Source organism: Mycolicibacterium sp. XJ1819, assembly GCF_053483675.1.
On the sequence record NZ_JBEFST010000018.1, the window covers coordinates 26,714 to 43,547 of the forward strand.

Annotated in this window: 12 protein-coding genes and 2 pseudogenes; 7 read left to right on the plus strand and 7 right to left on the minus strand. The window is 68.0% G+C overall.

Going from position 1 to position 16,834, the window contains the following annotated elements:
• The first annotated feature begins 11 nt into the window (after positions 1–11).
• From ABQE89_RS19720 to phoU, 3 genes are all read left to right on the plus strand, one after another.
• The gene (locus tag ABQE89_RS19720) at positions 12–1,133 is read left to right on the plus strand and encodes a GuaB3 family IMP dehydrogenase-related protein (RefSeq protein WP_448419873.1); all 1,122 of its coding nucleotides are present in this window, start codon (positions 12–14) and stop codon (positions 1,131–1,133) included.
• Positions 1,134–1,266: 133 nt separating this feature from the next.
• Positions 1,267–3,003 carry a GMC oxidoreductase gene (locus tag ABQE89_RS19725; protein WP_448419694.1) on the plus strand — a complete coding sequence of 579 codons (1,737 nt, stop codon included), beginning with the start codon at positions 1,267–1,269 and terminating at the stop codon, positions 3,001–3,003.
• A 29-nt stretch (positions 3,004–3,032) separates the two neighbouring features.
• Positions 3,033–3,692, plus strand: coding sequence for a phosphate signaling complex protein PhoU (phoU, locus tag ABQE89_RS19730; protein WP_448419696.1), 660 nt, complete (start codon positions 3,033–3,035; stop codon positions 3,690–3,692).
• 12 nt (positions 3,693–3,704) lie between these two features.
• Here phoU and ABQE89_RS19735 read toward each other — a convergent pair whose 3' ends face one another.
• Positions 3,705–6,062, minus strand: a complete 2,358-nt coding sequence (locus ABQE89_RS19735; RefSeq protein WP_448419698.1) for a glycoside hydrolase family 65 protein — start codon at positions 6,060–6,062, stop codon at positions 3,705–3,707.
• Positions 6,059–6,853 (minus strand): beta-phosphoglucomutase family hydrolase, encoded by a 795-nt coding sequence (locus tag ABQE89_RS19740; protein WP_448419700.1) that lies wholly within the window; start codon positions 6,851–6,853, stop codon positions 6,059–6,061. Before ABQE89_RS19740 ends, ABQE89_RS19735 begins: the two co-directional genes overlap by 4 nt.
• A 31-nt stretch (positions 6,854–6,884) precedes the next feature.
• Between ABQE89_RS19740 and guaA the strand changes: the two genes are divergently transcribed.
• The gene (gene guaA / locus ABQE89_RS19745) at positions 6,885–8,444 is read left to right on the plus strand and encodes a glutamine-hydrolyzing GMP synthase (RefSeq protein ID WP_448419702.1); all 1,560 of its coding nucleotides are present in this window, start codon (positions 6,885–6,887) and stop codon (positions 8,442–8,444) included.
• Here guaA and ABQE89_RS19750 read toward each other — a convergent pair whose 3' ends face one another.
• The 4 genes from ABQE89_RS19750 to ABQE89_RS19765 are packed head-to-tail and all read right to left on the minus strand — an operon-like array spanning position 8,445 to position 12,600.
• On the minus strand, positions 8,445–9,353 hold the full coding sequence (locus tag ABQE89_RS19750; RefSeq protein WP_448419704.1) for a MerR family transcriptional regulator: 909 nt from the start codon (positions 9,351–9,353) through the stop codon (positions 8,445–8,447).
• Position 9,354: 1 nt separating this feature from the next.
• On the minus strand, positions 9,355–10,857 hold the full coding sequence (locus tag ABQE89_RS19755; protein WP_448419706.1) for a flavin-containing monooxygenase: 1,503 nt from the start codon (positions 10,855–10,857) through the stop codon (positions 9,355–9,357).
• Entirely contained in the window at positions 10,841–11,761 is a 921-nt protein-coding gene (locus ABQE89_RS19760) for a ferritin-like domain-containing protein (protein ID WP_448419708.1), read from the minus strand. Before ABQE89_RS19760 ends, ABQE89_RS19755 begins: the two co-directional genes overlap by 17 nt.
• Before the next feature lie 8 nt (positions 11,762–11,769).
• Entirely contained in the window at positions 11,770–12,600 is an 831-nt protein-coding gene (locus tag ABQE89_RS19765; RefSeq protein WP_448419710.1) for an SDR family NAD(P)-dependent oxidoreductase, read from the minus strand.
• A gap of 221 nt (positions 12,601–12,821) precedes the next feature.
• On the opposite strand from ABQE89_RS19765, the gene ABQE89_RS19770 reads away from it, so the two are divergent.
• From ABQE89_RS19770 to ABQE89_RS19780, 3 genes and pseudogenes are all read left to right on the plus strand, one after another.
• Positions 12,822–13,523, plus strand: a complete 702-nt coding sequence (locus tag ABQE89_RS19770; protein WP_448419712.1) for a DnaE2-dependent mutagenesis accessory factor ImuA' — start codon at positions 12,822–12,824, stop codon at positions 13,521–13,523.
• Position 13,524: 1 nt separating this feature from the next.
• Complete coding sequence (locus ABQE89_RS19775) at positions 13,525–15,102, plus strand: DNA polymerase Y family protein (RefSeq protein WP_448419714.1); 1,578 nt, start codon at positions 13,525–13,527, stop codon at positions 15,100–15,102.
• 29 nt (positions 15,103–15,131) lie between these two features.
• A pseudogene (locus ABQE89_RS19780) lies at positions 15,132–15,182 on the plus strand (DUF6480 family protein); the annotation flags it as partial.
• 30 nt (positions 15,183–15,212) lie between these two features.
• Here the strand turns inward: ABQE89_RS19780 and ABQE89_RS19785 are convergent.
• Positions 15,213–16,731, minus strand: a pseudogene (locus tag ABQE89_RS19785) (IS1182 family transposase); the annotation flags it as partial.
• Between the last annotated feature and the right edge of the window lie 103 nt (positions 16,732–16,834).

The window sequence follows — 16,834 nt, forward strand, 5'->3', positions numbered from 1 at the left end:
TCATGCGTGACATGGTTGAAATCGGCATGGGCAGAACCGCCCGCCGGACCTATGAACTCGACGACATCAACATCGTGCCGTCGCGTCGCACCCGCTCGTCGAAGGACGTGTCGACCGCCTGGCAGCTGGACGCCTACCGGTTCGAGATTCCCGTCGTGTCCCACCCGACCGACGCGCTGGTGTCCCCGGAGTTCGCCGTCGAACTGGGCCGTCTCGGCGGCCTCGGCGTACTCAACGGGGAGGGACTGATCGGCAGGCACGCCGATGTGCGCGAGAAGGTCGTCGAGGTCATCGAGGCCGCCGACAAGGAGCCGTCGGCGGGCGTGCGGTTGCTGCAGCAGTTGCACGCCGCGCCGCTGGATCCGGACCTGCTGGGTGCCGCAGTGGCGCGGATCGCCGAGGCCGGGGTGACGACGGCGGTTCGGGTGAGCCCGCAGAACGCGCAGGCGCTGACCCCGACGCTGGTCACCGCGGGCATCGACTTGCTGGTCATCCAGGGCACGATCATCTCGGCCGAGCGGGTCGCCCAGGACGGCGAGCCGCTCAACCTCAAGACGTTCATCTCCGAACTCGACGTGCCGGTGGTGGCCGGCGGTGTGCTCGACCACCGCACCGCGCTGCATCTGATGCGCACCGGCGCGGCCGGCGTGATCGTCGGCTATGGCTCCACCAGCGGCGTCACCACCAGCGACGAGGTGCTCGGCATCAGCGTGCCGATGGCCACCGCGATCGCCGACGCCGCCGCCGCCCGCCGCGAATACCTCGACGAGACCGGCGGCCGGTACGTGCACGTGCTCGCCGACGGCGATATGCACACCTCCGGCGACCTGGCCAAGGCCATCGCGTGCGGCGCCGACGCCGTGGTGCTCGGGACGCCGCTGGCCACCGCCGCAGAGGCACAGGCCGACGGCTGGTTCTGGCCCGCCGCGGCCGCGCACCCGTCGTTGCCCCGCGGGGCGTTGCTGGAGGTCGCGCTCGGCGAGCGGCCGCCGCTGGAGCAGGTGCTCAACGGGCCCTCCGACGATCCGTTCGGCTCGCTGAACCTGGTCGGCGGCCTGCGCCGCTCGATGGCCAAGGCCGGTTATTGCGACCTCAAGGAGTTCCAGAAGGTCGGCCTGACCGTCGGCTCCTGAACCGCTCCGGCCGCTCCGGCCGCTCCGGCCGCTCCGGCCGCGAGCAGACGCAAAATGCGTGCTTTTCCTGGTCATACCGCGGAGTTTGCGTCTGCTGGCGATGTGGCGGCGCGACCGAGTTCATACTGGGGCAATGAAGCCTGACTACGACGTCCTCATCATCGGTTCGGGGTTCGGCGGCAGCGTCACCGCGCTGCGGCTCACCGAGAAGGGTTACCGGGTCGGCGTGCTCGAGGCCGGCCGCCGGTTCGCCGACGAAGACTTCGCCAAGACCTCCTGGAACCTGCGCAAATTCCTGTGGGCGCCCAAGCTGGGCATGTACGGCATCCAGCGCATCCACCTGTTGCGCAACGTGATGATCCTGGCGGGCGCGGGCGTGGGCGGCGGGTCGCTGAACTACGCCAACACGCTCTACGTACCGCCGCAACCGTTCTTCAGCGACCCGCAGTGGAAGGACATCACCGACTGGCGCGCCGAACTGATGCCGCACTACGACCAGGCGCAGCGGATGCTCGGTGTGGTCAAGAACCCGACGTTCACCGACGCCGACCGCATCGTCAAGGAAGTCGCCGACGAGATGGGTGTCGGTGACACCTGGGTGCCCACGCCGGTCGGGGTGTTCTTCGGGCCAGACGGCAAGAAGACCCCGGGCCAGACGGTGCCCGACCCGTACTTCGGCGGGGCGGGCCCGGCGCGCACCGGTTGCATCGAGGTCGGCGAGTGCATGACCGGATGCCGCCACAACGCGAAGAACACGTTGGTCAAGAATTACCTGTATCTGGCGGAAAAGGCTGGCGCGGAAGTGCTTCCGATGACCACGGTGACCGGGTTCGAGCAGCGCGCCGACGGATTGTGGGACGTTCGCGTCATGCGCACCGGTCGGTGGGTGCGCAGGAAGAGGCGCACGCTGACCGCAACGCACGTGGTACTGGCCGCGGGCACATGGGGCACCCAGAAGCTGCTGTTCAAGATGCGCGATAAGGGCAAGCTGCCCAAGATGTCGGATCGCCTGGGCGTGCTGACGCGGACCAACTCGGAGTCCATCGTCGGCGCCGGCAAGTACAAGGTGTCACCCGACCTCGATCTGACCCACGGCGTGGCGATCACGTCGTCGATCCATCCCACCCCCGACACCCACATCGAACCGGTGCGCTACGGCAAGGGCTCCAACGCGATGGGGCTGTTGCAGACACTGATGACCGACGGCGGCGGCCCGGAGGGCACCGACGTGCCGCGCTGGCGGCAGTTCCTACAGCAGGCCGCGGCCAACCCCCGCGGGCTGCTGCGCATGCTCAACGTGAGGAGGTGGAGTGAGCGCACGGTGATCGCGCTGGTGATGCAGCACCTGGACAACTCGATCACCACCTTCACCGAACGCACCAGGCTCGGGTTCCGGCGGATGACCAGTAAACAGGGCCACGGCGAACCGAACCCGACGTGGATCCCCGTCGGCAACGAGGTCACCCGCCGTATCGCCGAGAAGATCGACGGCGTGGCGGGCGGCACCTGGGGTGAGCTGTTCAACATCCCGCTCACCGCGCACTTCCTCGGGGGCGCCGCGATCGGCGACAGCTCGCAGACCGGCGTCATCGACCCGTATCAGCGGGTGTACAACTACCCGACCCTCTCGGTGCACGACGGTGCGGCGATCTCGGCGAATCTCGGTGTCAACCCGTCGCTTTCGATCACCGCTCAGGCCGAGCGGGCGGCGGCGCTGTGGCCGAACAAGGGCCAACAGGACCTACGGCCCGCCCAAGACCAGCCCTACAAGCGGCTCGCACCGATCCCGCCGCAGCACCCGGTGGTGCCCGCCGACGCGCCCGCGGCCCTGCGGCACCTGCCCATCGAACCGGTCAGCTCGACGGGTTGAAACCGGAACGCCCCGGGTATTTCCCCTCGATGCGAACCGCGTATCACCAGCAGCTGTCGGGGTTGTCCGCGCAGCTGGCCGAAATGTGCGGTCTGGCGTCGACGGCGTTGCGCGACGCGACGCAGGCACTGCACGACGCCGACCTGACGCTGGCCGAACAGGTGATCGCCGAACACGACCGGATCGTCGAGCAGAGCCGCCACGTCGAGGAGACCGCGATCCGACTGCTCGCGCTGCAGCAACCGGTGGCCGGTGACCTGAGAAGGATCGTCGGCGCCATCCACATCGCCGCCGACATCGAACGGATGGGTGCGCTGGCGGTGCACGTGGCCAGCATCTCGCGGTTGCGCCATCCCGACTGCGCGTTGCCCGAAGGGGTGCGGGCGAGTTTCGCCGAGATGGGCGCCCGGGCAATCACCTTGGCGCACACCGCGCAGGAAGTGCTGTTGGCGCCCGACGCCGCCAAGGCCGCGCAGCTGGATGACCAGGACGACGCCGTGGACGCCGAGCACCGGCATCTGTTCACCCTGCTGATGGACCACAAGTGGGACAGCGGGGTCTGCTCGGCGGTCGACGTGGCGCTGCTGGGCCGCTACTACGAGCGGTTCGCCGACCATGCCGTCGAGATCGGCAAGCGCGTGGTCTTCGAGGCCACCGGCGGATTGCCGCTCTCCAAGCAGATGTCCTAGTGCGCTGTCGAGTCAGCCCAGCATGCGGTGACGCAGCGGTTCGCGGCCCTCGGGCTGCAGAGGCGGCGGCAGCAGCGGTTCGCGACGTTTGATCGCCAGGGTAATCGGCTGCTGGCTGTGCAGTTTGGTTTCCTCGCCCGCGTGCAGGATCGTCAACGAGGCGTCCGGTCCGTCACGCACGGTGTAGGTCACCGACTCGTGGTTGACGTCGACGGTGAGTCGAAAATTGCGCCACCGCAACCGAAACCGCAATCGCGTGATGCCTCGGGGCAGTTGCGGGTCGAGGCTGAGCACACCCTCGTCGTCGCGTAGCCCACCGAACCCGGCCACCAGGGCCGTCCACGCACCGGCCAGCGACGCCATGTGCAGGCCGTCGCGGGTGTTGCCGTGCAGGTCGCGCAGATCGATGAGCGCGGCCTCGTAGGTGTAGTCGTGGGCGAGTTCGAGATGGCCGACCTCGGCGCACATCACCGCCTGCGTGCACGCCGACAGCGACGAGTCCCTGGTGGTGCGCCGCTCGTAATAGTCGACGTTGCGGGCCTTTTGCTCCGCGGTGAACGCATGTCCCTGCCAGTGCATGGCCAGCACCAGGTCGGCCTGCTTGATCACCTGCGACGGGTACAGCCGCACATAGGGTTCGTGCAGCAGCAACGGATAGGACGGGTTGGCCGAGAAATCCCACTCCTTGAGGGTGGTGAACCCGTCGTGCTGCTGATGGACGCCGAGCTCCTCGTCGTAGGGGATGTGGACGGTGTCGGCCGCCGCGCGCCAGGCCGCCATCTCGGCGGTGGTCACCCCCAGTTCGTAGGCGGCGTCGAGGGCGCGTTCACAGGCTTCGGCGGCGGTGCGGAGGTTGGCGGCGGCCATCAGGTTGGTGAACACGTTGTCGCGCACCACGGCGGTGTACTCGTCGGGGCCGGTCACCCCGTCCAGGTGCCACACCCCGTAGCGGTCGTGATGCCCCAGCGACACCCACATCCGCGCGGTCTCGACAAGCACCTTCAGACCGCACTCTTCTTCCAGCGACTGGTCACCCGTCACGATCCGGTACCGCTCGAACGCCATCGCGATGTCGGCGTTGACATGCCATGCCGCGGTGCCCGCCGGCCAGTACGCCGAGCACTCCTGCCCGGCGATGGTGCGCCACGGGAAGGCCGCACCGTCGAGATCGAGCAGGGCGGCGCGTTCCTGCGCCAGATGCAGCGTCGACGCCCGCCATCGCAGCGCGTCGGCGGCCGCCTGCGGTGCCGTGTAGGTCAGCAGCGGCAGCACGAAGCCCTCGGTGTCCCAGAACGCGTGGCCGTCATAACCGGTGCCGGTCAACCCCTTGCCAGGAATCGCCCGACGCTCGGCGCGCGCGCTGGCCTGCAGCACGTGGAACAACCCGAACCGCACCGCCTGCTGGACATCGGGATCGCCCTCGACCTCCACGTCGGCGCTGTCCCAGAAGTCGTCGAGATACTCGCGCTGGGAACGCAGCAGCCCGTCCCAGCCGGTGTAGCGCGCACCGGCGATGGCGGCGGCCACCTGGTCGCGCAGCGCGGGCCGGGACCGCAGGCTCGACCACCCGTAGCCCAGGTACTTGACGATGCGCAGCCGCTGGCCGGGCCGCAGCCCGCAGATGATCGTGGTGCGGGCCAGATCCTCGCCGGTCTCGGTGGCGACGCCGACGCGTCCGGGAACGTCCACCTCGTGATCCATCGCCGCGGCCATCATCAGGTTGCTTCCCCTGGTGCGATGCAGCAGAACCGCACCGGTCTCGGTTGTCTCGTGGAAGACCGCCTCCAGCGGCCGGTCGAGGACGGCCGCGACGCGCGGATCGGCCGACGTCGGTGGCTGGTCCTCGTTCGCGACCAGTTCGGACTGCACGGTGACCCGGACGAACTCGTCGAGGGCCTCGACGATGTATTCGATTGCCGCGACGCTGCGTTGGGCAAGCGACACCAACCGGGTGCTGGTGATCCTCACCTGCTTGCCCGCGGGAGAACACCAATGCGCGGTGCGTGTCAGCGTGCCCGCCCGCATGTCGAGAACGCGCTCGTGCTCCAACAGTTCGCCGTAGCGCATGTCGAACGGTTCGTCGTCGACGAGCAGACGCATCACCTTGCCGTTGGTGACGTCGACGACCGTCTGGCCGGCTTCGGGGTAGCCGAAGCCGGCCTCCGCGTACGGCAGTGGGCGCACTTCGTGAAACGAGTTCAGATAGGTTCCCGGCAGACCGTAGGGTTCGCCCTCGTCGAGGTTTCCGCGCATGCCGATGTGCCCGTTGGACAGCGCGAACAGCGATTCGGATTCGCCGAGCAGGTCGAAGTCGAACCTGACTTCGCGAACGTGCCAGGGCTCGACCGGAATGATCTCTTCGGTGTTCACGGTGCCAGCAGCTCGGCCAGATCGGTTACCACGATGTCGGCGCCGTTGCGCCGCAACGCATCTGCCTGCCCGACCCGGTCGACACCCACGACATAACCGAAGTCGCCGGCCCGCCCGGCAGCGACACCGGCGATGGCGTCCTCGAATACGGCGGCCTCTGCCGGTGCGACGCCGAGCAACTCCGCGGCCCGCAGAAAGGAGTCAGGGGCCGGCTTGCCCTTGATGTTCTGTTCGCGCATGACCACTCCGTCTACCCTGTGTTGGACGAACTTGTCGAGTCCGGTCTGCTCGAGCACCTGTCGAGTGTTGGCGCTGGAGGACACCACCGCGATGGACAGCGCCGCCGCCGCGACCGCCTCCAGGTAGCGCCGCGACCCCTCGAAGACGACGATCCCCTCGGTGCGTAACGTCTGCTGAAACATCTCGTTCTTGCGATTGCCCAACCCGTAGACGGTTTCGGTGGCGGCCGGGTCGCCCGGTTGGCCGTCGGGCAGGGCGATGCCGCGACTGGCCAGGAAGGCGCGCACGCCGTCCTCCCTCTTCCTGCCGTCGACATAGCGCAGGTAGTCGGCGGCGGCGTCGAACGGCACGAACGGTTCACCGGTGCGCTTTGCGTGGGCGCGGAGGAACTCGTCGAACATCACCTTCCACGCCTTTTTGTGCACGCTGGCCGTGTCGGTGAGGACGCCGTCGAGGTCGAACAGCGCGGCGCGGATCTGTGCTGGTAGGCCGAGCACGGGCACACCTCTCGTCGTATCCGGTAGTGGCGGGTCGCACCTGTACCTTCCCATTCCCGCTATCGGGCGCAACTAGACTGTCCGGGTGACTTCAGCATCCCCGCGGCCGGTATTGGTGGTCGACTTCGGCGCTCAGTATGCGCAACTGATCGCGCGCCGGATCCGCGAGGCCCGGGTGTATTCCGAGGTCATCCCGCACACCGCCGGGGTCGACGGGATCAAGGCGCGCGACCCGCAGGCCATCGTGCTCTCCGGTGGGCCCGCCAGCGTCTACGAGGAAGGTGCTCCGCAACTGGATCCCGCGGTGTTCGACCTCGGGGTGCCGGTGTTCGGGATCTGCTACGGCTTCCAGGCGATGGCCCAGGCGCTGGGCGGCACCGTGGCCAGGACCGGCACCAGTGAGTATGGCCGCACCGAGCTGAAAGTCACTGGCGGACAGCTTCATTCCGACCTGCCCGACATCCAGCCGGTGTGGATGAGCCACGGCGACGCGGTGACCGTCGCACCGGACGGTTTCGAGGTGGTGGCCACCACCGCCGGGGCGCCCGTCGCGGCCTTCGAACACCGGGACAAGCGCCTTGCCGGTGTGCAGTACCACCCCGAGGTGATGCACACCCCGCACGGCCAACAGGTGCTGAGCCGGTTTCTGCACGAGTTCGCCGGGATCGATTCGACGTGGACCCCGGCCAACATCGCCGATGCGCTCGTCGAGCAGGCGCGCGCGCAGATCGGCGACGGCAGGGCGATCTGCGGGTTGTCCGGGGGAGTGGACTCCGCGGTGGCCGCCGCGCTGGTGCAGCGCGCCATCGGCGACCGGTTGACGTGTGTGTTCGTCGACCACGGCCTGCTGCGCGCGGGGGAGCGCGCGCAGGTGCAGCGCGACTTCGTCGCCGCCACCGGCGCCAAGCTGATCACCGTCGACGTGGCCGACCGGTTCCTCGAAGCCCTCACCGGGGTGACCAACCCGGAGGGCAAGCGCAAGATCATCGGCAGGCAGTTCATCCGTGCGTTCGAAGAGGCCGTGCGCGACATCGTGAGCGACGGCGGCGATGACGTCGAGTACCTGGTGCAGGGCACGCTGTATCCCGACGTGGTGGAGTCCGGTGGCGGCTCGGGCACCGCGAACATCAAGAGCCACCACAACGTCGGCGGCCTGCCCGACGACCTGAAGTTCAAGCTCGTCGAACCGCTGCGGTTGCTGTTCAAAGACGAGGTCCGCGCCGTGGGACGCGAGCTCGGTCTGCCCGAGGAAATCATTGCCCGCCAACCGTTCCCGGGCCCGGGCCTGGGAATCCGCATTGTCGGCGAGGTGACCGCGGCGCGGTTGGAGACGTTGCGGCGCGCCGACTGGATCGCCCGCGAGGAACTGACCGCGGCGGGTCTGGACCATCAGATCTGGCAGTGCCCGGTGGTGCTGTTGGCCGATGTGCGGTCGGTGGGTGTGCAGGGCGACGGCCGCACCTACGGGCATCCGATCGTGCTGCGCCCGGTGTCCAGCGAGGACGCGATGACCGCCGACTGGACGCGGGTGCCCTACGAGGTGCTCGAACGCATCTCCACCCGGATCACCAACGAGGTTCCGGAGGTCAACCGCGTGGTGCTGGACATCACCAGCAAGCCGCCGGCCACCATCGAGTGGGAGTGATCAGGCCTCAGCCTCGGTGGCGTCTTCGGCGATGACGTCACCGAGGACCTGACCGACCAGCGACTCGATCGTCGACTCGATCGAGAACGCCAGTGTCGACGACACCGCGGACACCGCCTGGGTGCGGAACCTCACCAGCATCGTGATCAGTTCGGCAATTTCGGTATCCGGCGGCAGGGCGGCGCCGGGGTTGATGCGGTGTAGCACCTCCTCGATGCCGGCCTGCACCAGGATTTCGCTGATCTGGTCGAGCAGCGGCGCGATCCGCTCATGTAGGTCGATCAGCTTCTCGGTGGCCACACCGTACTGGCGGATGTCGCCGAAGGCCTCGATCAGCTTTGGCCGCACCACTGTGGCTTCCCCGTCATCCAGCCTGATCAGTCCCAGACCGACCATGCGGTCGAAACCGGTGTCGTCGTCGACCAGGCGTCTGGCGTCGCTCACGCTCATACGTTCGGGCTTCTCGGTCGCCCAACTTCCCGCGATCGCCGACTCCAGGCCGAGGATGTCGCCCACGCTCTTGCCCTGTTCCCAGGCCGTCAGCATCTCGTGCACATGGGAGATGTTGTAGCCGCGGTCGAGCAGCGAGGTGATCAGCCGCAGCCGGGTCAGATGGGTGTCGTTGAACAACGCGATCCGGCCCACTCGCAACGGCGGGTGCAGCAACCCCCGGTCGCGGTAGACCCGGATGTTGCGGGTGGTGGTGCCCGCCAGTCGCGCCAGTTCGTCGATGCGGTACTCACCGGAGGCCTCGACGTCGTGCGGTTGGACAGCGGCGTCGAACAACTGCGACACAGCCGTCTGAATCACGTCACGCGACCCGCGGCGCACCCGCCGTGGCGCGCGCCGAAGCCTGCCGAGAATCGCCGAGACCGGACCGGCCTGCGGCCGTGGCTGTCGCGTCGTCACGTCAGACCGGTGTGGTGACCGTGTGGCGCTCCCGCGCGACCACGACGTAGTCAGAGGTTCGGAAATCGCGCATCTGTCGAAGATACTGCGTGGCGAAACCGGGGAACATCGCCGCGTTGAACCCCTCAGCGGTCAGATACCAACTGCGGCAGCCCGACATCCACGTGGTCTTGGCCAGCCGTTTCTGGATGCGCTCGTTGTGGCGCCGCTGCACGTCCTCCCGCACGTCCAGATAGCGCAGGCGCCCATCGAGGATGGTGGTGATCGCCTTGACCGTGTAGTCGATCTGGCCCTCCACGTAGACCAGCAGCGAATTGTGGCCGGGACCCGAGTTCGGGCCGGTCATGAAGAACAAATTCGGATATCCGTGGGCGTTGACGGACTTGTAGGCCTGCGCGCCGGTGGCCCAGTCGTCACGCAGCAAGCGGCCACCGATCCCGGTGACCGGAAACGGCGGACCCGTCAGGTGGACGTCGTACCCGGTGGCGAACACAATGCAGTCGAGGTGGTGCTCGACGCCGTCACTGGTGCGAATACCCGAGGGGCTCATCGTGGCGATCGGCCAGTCGATGAGCTTGCAGTTGTCGCGTTGCAGCGCCGGGTAATAGTCGCTGGACATCAGCATCCGTTTGCATCCCGGGGTGAAGTCGGGGGTGAGCTGGCGGCGTAGCCACGGATCCTTGACCTGCAGCCGAAGATGCGCCTTGCCCAGCCGCGCGACCAGCCCGCTCAGCGGGGTGTCCCACACCAGCGCGGTGGCGGTCAGTTCATGGCCCCAGAACAGCGCCTGGCGCGCCAGCTCCTGTGCCGCGGGGACTTTCGTGAACAGGGTCTGTGCCGCGGCCGGGGTGGCCAGGTCGAGTCGCGGCAGCACCCAACCCGGGGTGCGCTGGAAGACCTTGACGAAGTCAGCGCGCTTCACCAGTTCGGGCACGATCTGCACGGCACTGGCCCCGGTGCCGACGACGGCGACCCGCCTGCCGGTGAAGTCGTAGTCGTGATCCCAACGCGCGCTGTGAATTTTGTGGCCCCGATAGCTGTCAAGGCCGCGGATGTCGGGCCACTTGTGATCCGGAAGTGGCCCAGATGCGAGCACCACGGTGCGGGCCAGAAAGCGCTTGCGTCCCGTTGTCCTGACGGTCCACACGCCGTCGTGCGCATCGAAATCCAGACCGCTGACCTCGATGCCGAACTGGATCCGCGTGCGCAGGCCGAAGTCGTCGACCATTTCCTCGATATGCCCGCGGATCTCGCCGCCGGAGGAGTAGGACCGCGACCAGTTCGGGTTCTTGACGAACGAGAACGAGTACAGCAGCGACGGGATGTCGCACGCCGCACCGGGATAGGTGTTGTCGCGCCAGGTGCCGCCGACCTGGTCGCCACGTTCGAGGATGACCACGTCGTCGACGCCGGCCTCGGTGAGTTTGATCGCCGCCCCGATGCCGGTGAACCCGGCGCCGACGATCAGCGTGTCGTGGACCTTCATCTCAAGCCGCCGGCTCATGGGTGACCTCTTTGACCCAACTCGGCACCGACGGCAGCAGCGGACGCGGATATCTGTCGGAAACCCAGACCATTGAGTTGGCCAGCAGGTGATACGGATGACGCGGGTTGGTGACGACCCCGGCGTAGCGCCGAAGGAACCGGTAGGTCGGAACCCGCCTTGTGTGCTCGCCGCGGTCGCCTAGTTCCTTGAATCGCTTGACCGCACGGTACAACCGCTCCGGTTCCATGCCCATGGCGACGATCTCGTTGCGGATCCGGTTGATCAGCGGGGCGCCCATCACCGCGCCGATCACCAGGCCCGGTGTGGCGTGGTGGCCGACGAAGTCGATCAGCAGGCGACGAATCCTGGCTTGCCCGATCATGTCGAGCACCTCGAAATCGACTACCAGGTGCCGCGATTCGTCGTTGTTGATCTTCTCGAACACCTGATGACAGACCGGGTCTTGTACCTCGTCGAGCAGGAATTTCAACAGCGCGCCGTCCAGCGCCACCTCGAGCATCGGAATGACGGTGCCGAGCAGGGACAGGGGCATGTCGTCGGCCCACCGGTCCAGCCAGTCGATGGCCAGCCGGATGTTGACGTTGGGCTCGGGGACCTCGCCGTCGTCGAGCATGCCCCAGCGCTTCATCAGCGCGAGTTCGGCGTTGGCGTGCCGCTGTTCCTCGGCGTGGAAGTACCGGTAGATCTCGGCGATCGTCGGCGTCGGCGCCTTTTTGGCGAGGGCCGCGAACCCGCGGGCGCCGATGTTCTCGATCCAGCACAGGTCGGCCATGAACGCCTTCAATTGCGGGCGTTGCTCGTCGGTGATCAGATCGGCGCCTGTTGCGTCCCAGTCGATGTCGGCCAGCGCCCACTGACGGTCTTTGATCTTGGCCAGCATCGCGTCCATATCGATCGCCATCGGTCCTCCTAGGTGGTGACGCGGTTGGTGAGACCGACAGCGCGGGTGTACACCGTCGGGGTGAACCGCTTGATGCCCCAGCCGATCCGGGCGTCGGGTTGGGGCATGCAGTACAGACCGCCACGGTCCATGGTGTCCAGACACATGCGCGCCACGCGCCGGGCGGAGAAGCCGGTCCAGCGCATCAGCCGGTCGGCAAGTTGCGTGGATCTGTCTGATATCCGCCCGGATTGGACGATGTTCGTCTTGACGAATGTCGGACACAGTGCGGTGACGTTGACGCCGGTGCCGGACAGTTCGGCGGCCAACGTCTCCGACAGCGACAGCACACCGGCCTTGCTGACGTTGTAGGCCGCCATCCCCGGTGCCGCACCGAAGGCCGCGGCCGATGCGACGTTGATGATGCCGCCCGCCCGGCCGGAGCCGCGCAGGATCGGCGCGAACACATGACAGCCGTTTATCGGACCCCACAGGTTGATGTCGAGGACCCAGCGCCAGTCCTCGAGACTGATCGCGCCGATCGGCAGACCGCCCGCGGCGACGCCGGCGTTGTTGACCACCACGGTCGGTGGGCCGTCGAACCAGGATTGTGCGTGCTTGGCCAGCGCGGTGACGTGGTCGACCCGAGCGACGTCGCAGCGAATCGAGATGGCTTGCCCGCCTCTGGAATTAATCGCATCTGCGGTGGCTTGGGCCGCGGGTTCATCGACGTCACTGCACACCACCCGGCCGCCGCGGCCGGCAAGTTCGACCGCAAAGGCCGCACCGATACCACTACCCGCGCCGGTGATGACGGCGGTGGCGTTGCGACTGCGCTTGTCGGCGAACAGTGCGAGCATCGTTGAAGCACAGCACTAAATGGTGACATTTGTCAATGTCAGCAATTGCTGATGTCTTGAGTCCGAGTGATGGGTGGTGTCACGCGCCCGGGCGACTCGCGTCGCACAACCCCACACTCGGCGCCGGCGCGCTTGACGGTTGTCGGAGGGTGGGTGTTTACTCGATGTATCGAACATACTTTCGAAAACAGCGGGTAACTGATGAGACGGGAGGTGCTGTTGTGACAGCCGCTGTGGACCTCGAGCTGCGCCGGCTTACCCGCATTGAACAGGTGGAACACTTGCGTCGCAAGATAGCGGCAGTGTCCGGCAAGGTGGGCGGCGGCTGTCGCGGGCAGGCTCAGGCGAGTGCGGTGCTTCCGGCCTCGGAAAGTTTGCTGCCGATGCCCGAACCGCTGGGTGAACTCCCGCTTGCGCCGTTGCCACGCGGGACGGTGGCGGTGTTGTCGGGCGCCCGGTCGCTGCCGGTGAGCATGGTGGCGGCGGTGACGGCCAAGGGCGGGCACGCCGCGATCGTCGGCCAGCCCGATATCGGTCTGCTGGCCGCCGTGGAAATGGGAGCCGATCTGAGCAAGATCGCGGTCATCCCCCAACCCGGGACGGACCCGGTGGAGGTGGCCGCGGTGCTGATGGACGGCATGGACCTGGTGGTGCTCGACCTGGGCGGCCGGTCGGTCCCTGCCACCCGTGCCCGGGCGGTGGTGGCGCGAGCCAGGCAGAAGGGCTGCACCCTGCTGGTCACCCACGGCGACTGGCAGGGCGCGTCCGCCCGGCTGGAGGCCAGGGTCTGCGGTTATGAGATCACCGGACCGACGGGTGTGCGACGTCCGGGTTTCGGTCGCATCGGCAAGGTGCGGCTGGCCTTCTCGGTAAGTGGGCGGGCGGTGAGCGGCCGGTCCGGTCCGACGCCCGTGGCGCGGTGAGATGTCCTCGCGCGTACTGGCGATCTGGTGCATGGACTGGCCTGCGGTCGCTGCGGCCGCCGCGGCGGGGTTGGCGCCGACGGCCCCGGTGGCGGTGACGCTGGCCAACCGGGTCATCGCCTGTTCGGCCTCGGCGCGGTCGGCGGGCGTGCGACGGGGGCTTCGCCGGCGGGAGTCGCAGGCCAGATGCCCGGCTCTACACGTCGTCACCGCCGATCCGGCGCGCGACGCTCGCCACTTCGAGCGGGTGACCGCCGCGGTGGACGACCTGGTGCCGCGCGCCGAGGTACTGCGGCCGGGTCTGCTGGTGTTGCCGGTGCGCGGGGCGGCCCGCTACTTCGGGTCCGAACAAACCGCCGCCGAACGACTGGTCGACGCGGTGGCCGCGGCCGGGGCCGAATGTCAGGTCGGCATCGCCGATCAGCTGCCCACCGCGGTCTTCGCCGCGCGGGCCGGGCGGATCGTCGAAGCGGGCAGCGATGCGCTGTTCTTGTCCGCCCTGTCGATCCGGCAGCTGGCCACCGAGCCCAGCCTGGCCGCACCGGGGCGGGAGGACTTGGCAGATCTGCTGTGGCGCATGGGTATCCGCACCGTCGGACAGTTCGCGGCGTTGTCCCGCAGCGACGTGGCATCGCGGTTCGGGGCCGACGCGGTGGCCGCACACCGGTTCGCCCGCGGCGAGCCCGCGCGGGGGCCATCGGGTCGCGAACCGGCGGCCGAACTCGACGCCGTCATGGACTGCGACCCGCCGATCGACCGGGTGGACGCCGCCGCATTCGCCGGCCGCACCCTGGCAAGCGACCTGCACCGCAGCCTGGAGTCCTCCGGGGTGGGCTGCACCCGGCTGGCCATCCACGCCGTCACCGCCAACGGTGAAGAGCTGGAACGGGTTTGGCGTTGCGCCGAACCGCTGACCGAGGACGCCACCGCGGACCGGGTGCGCTGGCAACTCGACGGCTGGCTGAACAGGCGCCACCCCGAGGACCGGCCCACCGCACCGGTCACGGTCATCCGGTTGCGGCCGGTGGAGGTGGTCTCGGCAGAAGCGCTGCAACTGCCGCTGTGGGGTGGGGTCGGAGAAGAGGACCGGCTACGCGCCCGTCGGGCACTTGTGCGGGTGCAGGGTCTGCTCGGACCCGAAGCCGTGCAGCTGCCGATGCTCAGCGGTGGCCGTGGACCCGCCGAACGCATCACGTTCACGCCGCTGGGCGACGAGCAGATGCCCCGCGCCGATCCCGATCAACCGTGGCCCGGCCGGCTTCCGGAACCCTCCCCGACGGTGCTGCTCGATGATCCGGTCGAGTTGCTCGATGCGGACGGCAATCCGGTGCGGGTGACCGGCCGCGGGCTGTTCTCCGCCGACCCCGCGCGACTGGCCGCGCCCGGTAAGACGATCAAGGCGGGCCGGCTGGCCTGGTGGGCCGGGCCGTGGCCGGTTGACGAACGGTGGTGGGATCCCCAAGCCAGGGCCTGCCGCACCGCCCGCGCGCAGGTGCTCGTCGAGCACGGCGACGAGGGTCGGGCGCTGCTGCTGTGCTACCGCAAACGGCAGTGGTATGTCGAAGGGATTTATGAGTGACGTCCGCGCGAAGGGGTTTCCGCACAGCGATGACCGCCATACCTCCGGATCCCGACCCAGCCGACGTCCCCGACCTCAAACCCGGCGGTAGAGTGCCGTCCGGGTCGACGCCGCCGGACTTCGATCACGATGAGGCGACGCAGATTGAGTGCGCGCTGCGGTGGTGCAGCCAGTGGTCGTTCTTCGCGACACCGCGGTAGCGCACTTTGCGGTTGCCTCGGGTGAGCCAGGCGATGGAGCGTTCGACCATAGTTTGGTGCCGGCGGTACTCGTTTTGCCATCTGGCAGTGCGGGCGCGACGGCGGGCCTCACATAGCAGCGGTTCGCACTCGCCGATCTGGATGCTGCGGCCGTCTTTGGCGGTCGTGCACTGCGATCTGAGCGGGCATGGGCCGCAGTGCCTTTGGAAACTCACGCTACCCCGCGGTGCGATAGCGGCGGTGTGGCCGGCCGGGCAGGTGACGGTACGGGCGTCGAAGTCGACGATGAAGTCGTCGCTGGTGAATCCGCCGCGTACCGGGGTTCGCAACGGCATCGGCTTGATCACCGCGACGTGCTTGGCTTCAGCCAGTGCGGCCCGCGCCGCGCCGATGCCGTAGGCCGCATCCCCGAGCACCCGCACTGGTCGGGTTTCGCTGTCGAGTAGGCCCAGTCCGACGACAGCTTCGTGGTTGTCGGGACCGGTGGCCCTGGTCAACGCGCAGTCGGTAATGATGCCGGTGTCGGGTTCGATCGCGAGGTGGGCTTTGAAGCCGTCCTGTCGGCGGTGCACCGTCTTGTGAGCGTGACGCGTATCGGGATCGACGGCGGAGATCACCCGATCCGGGGCCGACTCGCTGAGCGATGCGCCACTGCCCGTCGGTGCCATCAGACCCCTAGACGGGTTCGACGTCCTGGCCGGCGATGAGCGCCAACAACGCGACGGCCTCAGCGCGCGGGGACCCAGATCCTGGTCGGGCAGATGACCGAGCAGGCGGTGCGCGTCGCCGACCAGGGCGTCGACCAGCTGATCGCGGGCGGCCTTGTCGTTCCACGCGATCGCGGGTTTGCCCGGATCGGTGTAATCGTGGGCTGTGCACTCGGATTTGACCACCTCGGCCGCGCCGGGGACCTCGCGGCTGACGCGGCGGGTCGCGGCGATCAGCTGAGTCACGGTGTCCTGGGGGCGACAGCGTCCTCGAGCACGGTGGAATCCAGCGCTCGCCGTGTCTTGTTGGCCAGCACCCCGGTCTCGGCGACGACGGCCTTGACCGCCTCGAAGATCCGGTTCGGTGACTGCGAGGCCGCCAGTCGGCGTCGCCAGTAGGTCAACGTCGTGGAGTGAAACGCCGGCGCGGTGATCGGCAACCCGCACGCGGCCTGCCAGCGCAGGTCGAAGGTGACCGCGTCGACGGTCTCGGCATCCGACAGCCAGCGTAGTGCCTGCAGGGTGATCACCGAAGCCATTACCTCGGCCGGGACACTCAGCCGACCCCGACGTGACGGGAAAAGATCGGCGAACATCTCCTCGGGGAACAATGAACTCCAATGCGCGGCCAGGAACGCGAACACACTGTCGGACTTCAAAAGATGCCCCGCCACCGACTCAGCATCCAACAACTCACGCTGATCATCAGAACGACCCTGCACCCATCGATCATCCCCGGGACCTCAGCACAACCACCCCCGCCACGCGGGTTTAATTCAGCACAGTCCTAGGCGTTCCAGCTGCGGCCGCCGTGCGGGGTCAATC

Excerpts from the sequence above, each read along its gene's own strand:
- ABQE89_RS19720 (WP_448419873.1), top strand. The coding sequence starts at position 12 with ATGGTTGAAATCGGCATGGGCAGAACCGCCCGCCGGACCTATGAACTC.
- ABQE89_RS19725 (WP_448419694.1), top strand. The coding sequence starts at position 1,267 with ATGAAGCCTGACTACGACGTCCTCATCATCGGTTCGGGGTTCGGCGGC.
- phoU (WP_448419696.1), top strand. The coding sequence starts at position 3,033 with ATGCGAACCGCGTATCACCAGCAGCTGTCGGGGTTGTCCGCGCAGCTG.
- ABQE89_RS19740 (WP_448419700.1), bottom strand. The coding sequence starts at position 6,853 with ATGGGAAGGTACAGGTGCGACCCGCCACTACCGGATACGACGAGAGGT.
- ABQE89_RS19755 (WP_448419706.1), bottom strand. The coding sequence starts at position 10,857 with ATGAGCCGGCGGCTTGAGATGAAGGTCCACGACACGCTGATCGTCGGC.
- ABQE89_RS19760 (WP_448419708.1), bottom strand. The coding sequence starts at position 11,761 with ATGGCGATCGATATGGACGCGATGCTGGCCAAGATCAAAGACCGTCAG.
- ABQE89_RS19765 (WP_448419710.1), bottom strand. The coding sequence starts at position 12,600 with ATGCTCGCACTGTTCGCCGACAAGCGCAGTCGCAACGCCACCGCCGTC.
- ABQE89_RS19775 (WP_448419714.1), top strand. The coding sequence starts at position 13,525 with ATGTCCTCGCGCGTACTGGCGATCTGGTGCATGGACTGGCCTGCGGTC.